8 protein-coding genes and 1 pseudogene are annotated in these 10,647 nt (G+C 64.7%); 5 read left to right on the top strand and 4 right to left on the bottom strand.

Annotated elements, in window-relative coordinates; genetic code table 11:
• The first annotated feature begins 306 nt into the window (after positions 1 to 306).
• Positions 307 to 1,092, top strand: a complete 786-nt coding sequence (locus tag ACXJL8_RS21940; protein WP_456617519.1) for a protein phosphatase CheZ — start codon at positions 307 to 309, stop codon at positions 1,090 to 1,092.
• Between the two features lie 167 nt (positions 1,093 to 1,259).
• Here the strand turns inward: ACXJL8_RS21940 and ACXJL8_RS21935 are convergent, their stop codons facing one another.
• Positions 1,260 to 1,781: a hypothetical protein gene (locus ACXJL8_RS21935; RefSeq protein WP_456617518.1), complete on the bottom strand. Its 522-nt coding sequence runs from the start codon at positions 1,779 to 1,781 to the stop codon at positions 1,260 to 1,262.
• 331 nt (positions 1,782 to 2,112) lie between these two features.
• Here ACXJL8_RS21935 and ACXJL8_RS21930 point away from each other — a divergent pair, with 331 nt between their 5' ends.
• The 3 genes from ACXJL8_RS21930 to ACXJL8_RS21920 all read left to right on the top strand — a co-directional run bounded on the left by ACXJL8_RS21930 (position 2,113) and on the right by ACXJL8_RS21920 (position 5,646).
• The gene (locus tag ACXJL8_RS21930) at positions 2,113 to 2,409 is read left to right on the top strand and encodes a co-chaperone GroES (RefSeq protein ID WP_014491914.1); all 297 of its coding nucleotides are present in this window, start codon (positions 2,113 to 2,115) and stop codon (positions 2,407 to 2,409) included.
• 148 nt (positions 2,410 to 2,557) lie between these two features.
• Positions 2,558 to 4,189 carry a chaperonin GroEL gene (gene groL / locus ACXJL8_RS21925; protein ID WP_456685564.1) on the top strand — a complete coding sequence of 544 codons (1,632 nt, stop codon included), beginning with the start codon at positions 2,558 to 2,560 and terminating at the stop codon, positions 4,187 to 4,189.
• A 245-nt stretch (positions 4,190 to 4,434) separates the two neighbouring features.
• A complete protein-coding gene (locus ACXJL8_RS21920; RefSeq protein ID WP_456617516.1) occupies positions 4,435 to 5,646 on the top strand; it encodes a hypothetical protein in 1,212 nt (403 codons plus the stop codon).
• A 198-nt stretch (positions 5,647 to 5,844) separates the two neighbouring features.
• Here ACXJL8_RS21920 and ACXJL8_RS21915 read toward each other — a convergent pair whose 3' ends face one another.
• Positions 5,845 to 6,243, bottom strand: a complete 399-nt coding sequence (locus ACXJL8_RS21915) for an META domain-containing protein (protein WP_456617515.1) — start codon at positions 6,241 to 6,243, stop codon at positions 5,845 to 5,847.
• A gap of 133 nt (positions 6,244 to 6,376) precedes the next feature.
• The gene (locus tag ACXJL8_RS21910) at positions 6,377 to 8,041 is read right to left on the bottom strand and encodes an L-lactate permease (RefSeq protein ID WP_456617514.1); all 1,665 of its coding nucleotides are present in this window, start codon (positions 8,039 to 8,041) and stop codon (positions 6,377 to 6,379) included.
• 312 nt (positions 8,042 to 8,353) lie between these two features.
• On the opposite strand from ACXJL8_RS21910, the gene ACXJL8_RS21905 reads away from it, so the two are divergent.
• Positions 8,354 to 10,117 carry an ABC transporter ATP-binding protein/permease gene (locus ACXJL8_RS21905; protein WP_456617513.1) on the top strand — a complete coding sequence of 588 codons (1,764 nt, stop codon included), beginning with the start codon at positions 8,354 to 8,356 and terminating at the stop codon, positions 10,115 to 10,117.
• A gap of 343 nt (positions 10,118 to 10,460) precedes the next feature.
• On the opposite strand, the pseudogene ACXJL8_RS21900 reads toward ACXJL8_RS21905, so the two are convergent.
• A pseudogene (locus ACXJL8_RS21900) lies at positions 10,461 to 10,647 on the bottom strand (TorF family putative porin); the annotation flags it as partial.

Here is a 10,647-nt window from a genome sequence, read left to right as displayed (position 1 = left end):
ACTCTGTACTGTTTCGTCTAGTTGCATTCGCCGTCGAACGCGCTGGCTGACCCACGCTCGCGACGTGGTCAATAAAGAGCAAAAGCCGCTTTGTTTGGTAAACGGAAACGGCGTTTCGATTCACCACGCCGTCAAGCGAGGCCCAATTTGGCGATCAGCGTTTATTTTCGGTGAACGCCGCAAATGCATGGTTAACCGCCGGTTTTCGCGCCGTCGCGCACGGCCGCACAACAGTTCCTGCTGTGAACTTCGTGTTAAATCGCTTCTGCCTACAAAGACGCGTGAGTGAGGTGGGGGGAGTTCCTGATGGCTATTCACCGCAAACGTTTTCGTGTCGAAGAGGCTATTGTCGGCGAGATGCCCAGCCCCGAAATGATTGAGGAGGCTGCGCCGATGCACAGCGAGATCATGGCCGAGCTGCGTGCGATCCGCGCACAGATGGCGAAAGGCATTGCGCCCGCACCTTTGTCCGGCAGCGCAGCCATGGCCGCGATCGACGCTTCCACGGCCCACGAGCTTTCCGAAGCGCGCACCATGCTCGACACGTACCGGGCGCAGATCGAGCAGTGCGAGAAGCTGAAGGTCGAGCTCGACCTCATCCATGACGCCATCGACCGCACCAAGCGCGAGATCGCGACGCTGCACGGCAAGAGCTTCGACGGTGGCGAAATGGCCAAGGTCAATGGCGAGCTCGGCGCGGTCGTCGGCGGCACCGAGCAGGCGACCCAGCAGATTCTCGAAGCCGCCGAATCGATCGACCAGGCGGCCAGCGCGATGTCCAAGGTCGACTCGGCCGACCAGCAGAAGCGCCTGGCCGACGACATCCAGGAACGCGTCATCTCGATCTTCGAAGCCTGCAACTTCCAGGACCTGACCGGCCAGCGCATCAGCAAGGTCATGACCACGATGAAGTTCATCGAGCAGCACATCAATGCGATGATGGAGATCTGGGGCGGCGTCGACGCGATCAAGTCCCACATCGTGCCGCAGATCGACACCCGCGGCGAGGATGAAAAGCTCCTCAACGGCCCGAAGCTCGCCGGCGACGTCGGCCATGCCTCGCAGGACGACATCGACGCGCTGTTCGACTGAGCGGACGCGACAGACCGAAATACAAACGCCGGCGCGAGCCGGCGTTTTTTGTTTTTGGGGGATTTTATCTCACGCTGTCATTCCGGGGCGGTCCGCAGGACCGAACCCGGAATCTCGATATTCCGGGTTCGATGCTTTCGCATCGCCCCGGAATGACGGGAAGAACATCACGCCCGCGGCGCGCAGCGGACGTAGACCATGTTGCCGTAGCGGGTGGCGGCGTCCTTGTCGATGAAGCGGGTGATCAGGACGCGGCCGTCGAAGGAGACGATCTCGCGGTCCTGCTCGCCCGGCGTCGGGCCCGCCGGTCCGATATAGTTCTTGCCGCTGGGCGAACCCTTCAGCCGCAATTCCTGCGGCGTGGCCTGGTCGGCGAGATGCATGATCACGCCGCCGGAGGAGCCGGCGGTGATGACGTAGGGATTCTTGCACTGGGCCCGCGCGGCGGCCTCGGTCCGGGCGCGGTCGGCCGGGTTCTGGAACGAGGCGAGACCCCAGCGGCCGACGATCTCGTCGGCGCGGATCGACGCCGGCATTTCCGGCCCGGTGCCGGGCTCGGCCTCGGGCGGCGGCGAGGACGAGGAGAAGGACGGCAGGCTCATGCCGCCGCCACAGGCGCCCAGCAGCAGCGCCAACATGGAAGCGGCCGCCAGATTGGCAACCGTGCGCACGTGAGCTGAACTGATCATGCTATTCCCCCGAGCAAAGTGCCCCCGACCAAGACCGCGGCCGCACCCCTTCGGCAGCCAAGCGCAAAACCGCTGTCGGAGCAATGACGTCCTTTAATACGCCGGCACCGCAAATAAGTTTCTGGAGCCACAATCCTATATCCGCCTCACCAATCGCTTAACCACCTTTGCTTGACAGGATCGCGGCCAAGCCATATTTCCCAGCCCACTATTAGCACTCGGAAAGACCGATTGCTAAGCGCGTCGTTCGATCCTCGGGACGGGGGCGGACGACAGCGCCGCCCCCACCCACTTCCGTTGCTTCCGAAGCGAGCCTCCAAAGGGAAACGTCATGGCTAAATCCAAATTTCGTCCGCTGCATGACCGTGTCGTGGTCAAACGTATCGACGCCGAGGAAAAGACCAAGGGCGGCATCATCATTCCGGACACCGCCAAGGAAAAGCCGTCCCAGGGCGAAGTCGTCGCCGTCGGCCCCGGTGGCCGCGACGAGGCCGGCAAGCTGATCCCGATCGACCTCAAGGTCGGCGACCGCGTGCTGTTCGGCAAGTGGTCGGGCACCGAGGTCAAGATCGACAATGAAGAGCTCCTGATCATGAAGGAGTCGGACATCATGGGTGTGATGGCCTAAGGCCAAACGCCTGAACGGCCGCTGAATGCCATGCCCGGATCGCTCGATCCGGGCATCCATCATTCCGCCGGGTTCGCCCCACGGATCCCGGAATTGATGCGACGAACAAACAGCAAGACACATCACGAAACACAAGGGATTGCAGAACATGGCTGCCAAAGACGTCAAGTTTTCCGGAGACGCGCGCGAACGCATGCTGCGCGGCGTCGACRTTCTCGCYAACGCCGTCAAGGTGACGCTCGGCCCGAAGGGCCGCAACGTCCTCATCGAGAAGTCGTTCGGTGCGCCCCGCATCACCAAGGACGGCGTCACCGTCGCCAAGGAGATCGAGCTCGAGGACAAGTTCGAGAACATGGGCGCCCAGATGGTCCGTGAGGTCGCCTCCAAGACCAACGACCTCGCCGGCGACGGCACCACCACCGCGACCGTGCTGGCCCAGGCGATCGTGCGCGAAGGCGCCAAGGCGGTTGCCGCCGGCATGAACCCGATGGACCTCAAGCGCGGTATCGACATCGCGGTCGCAGCGGTCGTCAAGGACATCGAGAAGCGCGCCAAGCCGGTCGCGTCCTCCTCCGAGGTCGCCCAGGTCGGCACCATCTCGGCCAACGGCGATGCCGCCATCGGCAAGATGATCGCCCAGGCGATGCAGAAGGTCGGCAACGAGGGCGTCATCACCGTCGAGGAGAACAAGTCGCTCGACACCGAGGTCGACATCGTCGAGGGCATGAAGTTCGACCGCGGCTATCTGTCGCCCTACTTCGTCACCAATGCCGAGAAGATGACCGCCGAGCTCGAGGACGCCTACATCCTCCTGCACGAGAAGAAGCTCTCCGGCCTCCAGGCCATGCTGCCGGTGCTGGAAGCCGTGGTGCAGTCCGGCAAGCCGCTCGTCATCATCGCCGAGGACGTCGAGGGCGAGGCGCTGGCCACCCTGGTCGTCAACCGTCTCCGTGGCGGCCTCAAGGTTGCCGCCGTCAAGGCGCCGGGCTTCGGCGACCGCCGCAAGGCCATGCTGGAGGATCTCGCGATCCTGACCGGCGGCCAGCTGATCTCGGAAGAGCTCGGCATCAAGCTCGAGAACGTCACGGTGAAGATGCTGGGACGCGCCGGCAAGGTGGTGATCGACAAGGAGAACACCACGATCGTCAAGGGCGCCGGCAAGAAGCCGGACATCGAGGCCCGCGTCGGCCAGATCAAGGCGCAGATCGAGGAGACCACCTCGGACTACGACCGTGAGAAGCTCCAGGAGCGTCTCGCCAAGCTTGCCGGCGGCGTCGCGGTGATCCGCGTCGGCGGCGCCACCGAGATCGAGGTCAAGGAGAAGAAGGATCGCGTCGAGGACGCGCTCAACGCCACCCGCGCCGCGGTGCAGGAAGGCATCGTCCCCGGCGGCGGCGTCGCGCTGCTCCGCGCCAAGAAGGCGGTCGGCCGTCTCACCAACGCCAATGACGACGTCCAGGCCGGCATCAACATCGTGCTGAAGGCGCTGGAAGCCCCGGTCCGCCAGATCTCCGAGAACGCGGGCCTCGAAGGCTCGATCGTGGTCGGCAAGATCCTGGAGAACAAGTCCGAGACCTTCGGCTTCGACGCCCAGAACGAGGACTATGTCGACATGGTCGAGAAGGGCATCATCGACCCCGCCAAGGTGGTGCGCACCGCACTCCAGGACGCCGCCTCGATCGCCGGCCTGCTGGTGACCACCGAGGCCATGGTCGCCGAGACGCCGAAGAAGGAAGCTGCGCCCGCGATGCCGGCCGGCGGCGGCATGGGCGGCTTCTAAGGCCGATCCGTTCCATCACAGCGTTGCGAAGGCCGCCTCCGGGCGGCCTTCTTTTTTGCCGACCATGGCCCAAGCTTTCCGATTCAACCGACGGCCAAAACCCACTACGGTGACGCGCCGATTCTAAAGCGCGGCGAGACGGGAACGAGTCGTCATCGCGCCTAGGTTATTGTTCGAGCATGATCTTTTCGGAAAACCGCGTCACACTTTTCCGGATCATGCTCCCTTGCTCGAGGATTTCGTCGATGCGCGCGCTTCTGGTTTGCTCCACGGCCCTTCTGGCGGCCTTGCTTGCGGTTTCGCCCGAGGTCGCATTCGCCCAGATGAAGCTGTCGCCGAAGGCCACGGCGCCGGGCGGAACCGAGACGCGCTATTTCACCTCGATCGACGGATTGATGGACGGCAATGCCGACGTGATCCTCAAGGAGACGCGCCAGGGCAAGACCGTGACGGCCGCGACGCTCGACGTCTGCTATCCCGTGGCAAAAAATTCCGACCGCAAGGACCGCTTCGTCGTCAACCTCCAGGTCGCGGGCCAGTCGCTGACGGGCACGACGCAGAGCCTCGGCGAGAAGGCGCCGGTCACCGTCAAGCTGTTGCGCAAGCCGACCGGAGACACTTTCGAATTCCGCGGCCAGATCGGCATCGGCCAGGCCGTGACCGAAGTCACCTCGCCCGATAATTCCGATCTCAGCGAGAGGGAATTTCTGGACAACCAGACCTCCGACGACGGCATCACGCCGCAGCCGAAGGATTTCACCGACGTCTCGCCGGAAGCGATCGCGGTCAAGGTCAAGCTGGAGGCCGCGACCGAGTTCCTGAAGAGCCTGAAGGGCCAGGACGTCGAGGTGGCGCTGGCAAGCCTCACCGTCGGCTGCGATGCGCTGCGCGCCGGCGAGCAGACCATCAACATGTCGGTCGATCCGGAACGCGCAGGCGCCCTGCTCGCAAAATTCAAGGCGATGCCGGGCGTCACCGCCGCGGGCTGGACCGCGGGCATGACCGAGATGGACCGCACCATCCGCATCCCCGCCGCCGACTGGCGCGACGGCGACAGGATCAACCGCGACAAGCTCGCGACCGCGGTTGCGGGCGTGCTGAGCAGGACGCTCGCGGCAAAGCCGGTCTCGCAAAGCTTCAACCCGGCCACCGGCAAGCTCAAGCTGGTGTTCAAGCGGCCGAACCAGGATTTCCCGGCGCTCGAGCTCACCGACACGATCGAGGTCGCGGGCCTGGTCTCGCCCGACAAGCCCGGCACGACCGACAAGCTCATGCTCTGGATCGGCAGCCCCGCGACCACGACCAGCGATGAGAGCAGCGGGGCCAAGCTCAATCTCTCGGACGAAGCTTCGGCCGACGAGGAAGGCGATCAGCCCGACGACAACGGCTCGGTCGAGGCGCTCGTCAAGGAGCTGAAGGGCCAGCGCTGGGACGCCGACAAGTCGGTGTGGAAGTAACCAACGCACCAACTCTCGGTCATCGCCCGGCTTGCCGTCTTCGCTAAAGCTTCGCCGGCCGAGCACCCTCGTGGCCCGGCGTAGCCTTGGCGGAGCCGGGACCGGGCGATCCAGTATTCCGAGACGGTTGCGATTGAATAGAGGCGCCGCGGCGTACTGGGTGCCCCGGTCAAGCCGGGGCACGACAGCGAGCGCGATCTAATTCCCGTTGACGCGGAAGCGCAGCGGCTTGGGGCCGAGCAGCGTGAGCACGTCGCCCTGGCGCTTCCAGGTCTCGACGCTGCCCAGCGCCGCGACGAGATCGTCATCGGCCTGGGCCCGCGCCGGCGGGCAGGAGCGGTCCTGGATCTGGCCGGGAACGAAGATCACGGTGTTGCCGGCCACCGAGAACTGGCCCTTGCCGCCCTTGCACCAGAGCTCCAGCACGACCTCGCCATTGTCGCCGATCTCGATGTTCGGAATCCGCTTCGAGCCGGGCTGCGGCAGCGCCTCGAGCGTCATCTCGGTGCCGAAGGGGAAGCCGTCTTCGGCACGCGCGACAGGAGACATCGCGAGCATTGCAACCGCCACACACACCATCTGCTTGAGCGAAACCATGAAACCTCTCGACCGACCTGATTTGCCGCACCTTCTATAAGACGGCAGCGCCATTGAGAAGGTTCGCCCGCGGCGGACGCAAAAATCCCCGCGAGGGTGAACCTCGCGGGGATTTGCGTTGAAGTGGGGCCTGCTACTTCAGCACCATCGCCGTGAACGGCCAGACATAGGCCTGCAACGTCACGAGCACGCCGACGAGGCAGGCGAGCACGATCGAGTGCCAGAACACGAAGCGCAGGATCGTGCCTTCGTGGCCGTACCAATTGGTCGCGGTCGACGCGACCACGATCGATTGCGCGTCGATCATCTTGCCCATCACGCCGCCGGAGGAGTTCGCCGCGCCCATCAGGATCGGCGAGAGGCCGAGCTGCTCGGAGGTGATCTTCTGCAGGTTGCCGAACAGCACGTTGGAGGCGGTGTCCGATCCCGTCAGCGCCACGCCGAGCCAGCCGAGCAGCGTGCCGAAGAAGGGATACAGCACGCCGGTCGCGGCGAAGGCGAGGCCGAGCGTGGCGTCGACGCCGGACAGGCGCGTCAGCGTGCCGATCGCGAGCATCGCCGAGATCGTGATCAGCGAGATCGCGCACAGCCGGATGGTGCGGCCATACTGGATCAACAGCTTGCCGGGACCGACGCCCATCAGGATACCGGAGATGATCGCCGCGATCAGCATGCCCGTGCCGGTGAAGGACAGGTAGGTGAAGCTGAACACCGCGCTCTCCTTGGTCGGCCCTGGGGCGACCGGCGGCATCTTGTTGATCATCTGGTGCAGCTCGGGCACGGGATAGTTCCAGGTGAAGATCGAGTTCGCCCAGGTCTTGAAGCCGCCATTGCCCCAGACCAGCATCACGATGCAGACCATGATCCACGGCAGCAGCGCGCTGAAGAGCTCGCTTTGCGTCAGCGGCGTCTTGTCCATCGGCTTTGCCGCGGCCATGGTGGCGGCCGATTCATCGCGGCCGCGCAGCGCCGGCGACAGCCAGAGCTGCCTGGGCTGCCAGACCTTCAGGAACAGGATCAGCGCGCCCATCGAGATCAGCGACGCGCCGATGTCGACGATCCACGGATTGATGAAGTTCGAGATCACGAATTGCGGGATCGCGAACGACACGCCGGTGACCAGGATCGCAGGCCAGACGTCCTTCATGCCCTTCCAGCCCGCGAACGCCCACACCACCCAGAACGGCACGATGAGCGAGAAGAACGGCAGCTGCCGTCCGACCATCGCGCCGAGGATGTAGGGATCGAGCCCGGTGACCGAGGCAAGGCCCTGGATCGGCGTGCCCAGCGCGCCATAGGCGACCGGCGCGGTGTTGGCGATCAGCGACAGGCCGCTAGCCGCGAGCGGCGAGAAGCCGAGCCCGATCAGCACGGCGCCGGTAATCGCGACCGGCGTGCCGAAGCCGGAAGCGCCCTCGAAGAAGGCACCGAACGAGAACGCGATCAGCAGCAATTGCAGGCGGCGGTCTTCGGTGACCCCGCCCACCGCACGCTTCAAGAGCTCGAAGCGTCCGGTGGTCACCGTCACCTGGTAGAGGAAGATGACATTGAGAACGATCCAGCCGATCGGGAAGAAGCCGGTGACGATGCCCAGCACCGAGGCGCGGATCGACATGTTCGCCGGCATGGTGAAGACGAAGATCGTGATCAGGTTGGCCACGATCACGGCGATGACGGCCGCGATATGGGCCTGGACGCGGCCGCTCGCAATCAGGACCAGCAGCGTGACGACGGGTACTGCCGCCGCGATCGTCGACAGCACGGCGCTGTGCAGCGGGTCATAGACTTGATTCCACATGGTCTTCCTCCCCACGCATGTGTAAGGCAGGCGGCCCGCGTGGACAGCCGATCCCTGCTTGACGCTGAGGCGATAACCCCCGAGTTGGACGCGAATTCCTCGCGAATGTAGCGGTTCCCGTCCGCTCACAAGCTCGCGAAATCCCGGAGGCCCCCACCCCGCGCCGTTGTGCCCATGCTAGGGTTGCAAGGGCGGACAAGCCAACGCAAATTGCAGAATTTGCGACTTTAGTCTAAGCGCACTGATTTTCGCCGTTGTCTCAAGCGTTTGGCTTCAGGCATTTGCGCATACCCCCGCAGGAGATCCAGCTCTGTGAAGAACATCCGCGCCACGCTCGCGATTGTCTGGCGAATCGCCGTCCCCTATTTCCGATCGGAAGACAAATGGGCCGGCCGCGGCCTACTCGCCGCTGTCATCGCGATCGAGCTGGCCCTGGTCGCGATCGACGTGCTGGTGAACCAGTGGCAGAACCGGTTCTACAGCTCGCTCCAGACAAGTGACTGGGACACTTTTGTCAGGGAGATCTGGATCTTCATCGCCCTTGCCTTCACCGCAATCGCGCTGGCCGTCTACAAGCTCTACCTGAACCAGTGGCTCCAGATCCGCTGGCGGCAGTGGCTGACCAAACACTATCTCGGCGAATGGCTCGACGGCTCCACGCATTACCGCATGCAGCTCAAGGGCGACGCCGCCGACAACCCGGACCAGCGCATCACCGACGACGTCAAGAACTTCGTCGAGCAGACCCTGGTCATCGGGCTCGGACTGCTCTCGTCGGTCGTGACGCTGTTCTCGTTCGTGATCATCCTCTGGGGCCTCTCCAACGCCGCGCCGCTGCACCTGTTCGGCGCCGACATCATGATCCCCGGCTATCTGTGCTGGATTGCGCTGATCTACGCGATCTTCGGCACCGCGCTGACGCACTGGATCGGCACGCCGCTGGTCAACCTCAATTTCGAGCAGCAGCGCTACGAGGCAGATTTCCGCTTCAACCTGGTCCGGGTGCGCGAGAACTCCGAGCAGATCGCACTGTTGAAGGGCGAAGGCGCCGAACGCAGCCGTCTGCTGGATCGGTTCGGCTTCGTGATCGGCAATTGGTACGCGATCATGGGCCGGACCAAGCGCCTCACCGCCTTCACGGCGAGCTATCAGCAGGCTGCCGTGATCTTTCCCTACGTGCTGGTGGCGCCGGCGTTCTTCGCCAAGAAGATCCAGCTCGGCGACATGATGCAGACGGCGTCCGCCTTCTCGAGCGTGCAGGGTGCGCTGTCGTTCTTCGTCGTGGCCTATCGATCGCTTGCGGAATGGCGCGCCATCGTCGCGCGTCTGGACGGCTTCGAGATGTCGGTCGAGTCGGCCGTAAACCTGCCGGCGCATGAGCCGGCGATCACCCTCAGCGCGGCGGGCGGCAACCGCAGTATCGGCCTCGAGCAGCTCTGCGTGAACCTGCCAAACGGCACGCCGCTGGTCGCTGCCGACGCGTTTGCCGTCCAGGCACCGGAACGCGTGCTGGTGACCGGGCCGTCGGGCTCGGGCAAGTCGACGCTGTTCCGTGCCATCGCCGGCATCTGGCCGTTCGGCACCGGCACCATCTTCATCCCCGAGAAGGCGAAGCTGATGATGCTGCCGCAGCGCCCCTATTTCCCGGTCGGACTGCTGCGCGACTCCGTGGTCTACCCGGCCGCTCCGGGCGCATTCGAGACCGCACGGATCCGGGACGCGCTGATCGCGGTCGGGCTGCCTGATCTCGCCGAGCGGCTCGAGGAGGACGGCCACTGGAACCGGATGCTGTCGCTCGGCGAGCAGCAGCGCCTGGGGCTTGCCCGCGCGCTGCTGCATGGGCCGGACTATCTGTTCCTGGACGAGGCCACCGCCTCGCTGGACGAGCCGTCCGAGGCCCGGCTCTACCGGCTGCTGGTGGAGAAGCTGCCGCAGGCCACGATCGTCTCGATCGGGCACCGCTCGACGCTCGACGCCTTCCACACCCGCAAAATGGCGATGGTGGAGCACGGTGACATTCACGTTCTCGGCGATGCCGGCAAGCCGGCCGCGGCGGAGCCAAGCGCGGCACGCTGAGAGGCGCCCCTCGCCGACTATCGCGTCGAAAGAACCGGGTGGGCGGCTTCCGGCCCTCGGGACGCCGCAGCCCCAACTCGGGCCTCGTCATGGCGAGGAGCTCTTGCGACGAAGCAATCCAGACTGCCTCCGCGGCGGCATTTCTGGATTGCTTCGCTGCGCTCGCAAGGACGGAGTCCAGGGCGTAAGCGCCGCTCTCCCGGCTCACATTTCAAGCCGCAGGGGCACCTTTGTAATCTCGTGGCCAGCCTCGCCCCCGAGGTCGACCCCGCCTCACCTCTCCCCAAAGCAAAAGGGCGGCAGATCGCTCTGCCGCCCTCGTCAAGTCGTTCCGGGAAGAAACTTACTTCAGGTTGCTCATCGCCGTCAGGTCGAACGAGAGCTTGGCGACGCCAGCCGCGCTGCACCAGTTGGAGCCGAAGCCACCCGGGTTGACGGCGGTGAAGCTGCCGTCAAACTTCGCGGTGAAGTCGCTGGTGAAGGCGTTGCAGTCGCCCTTCTTCAGGTCGGTGTCGTAGTAGCGCAGGTCG

Source organism: Bradyrhizobium sp. P5_C11_2 (assembly GCF_054049755.1).
This window is presented reverse-complemented; position numbering and strand designations above follow the sequence as displayed.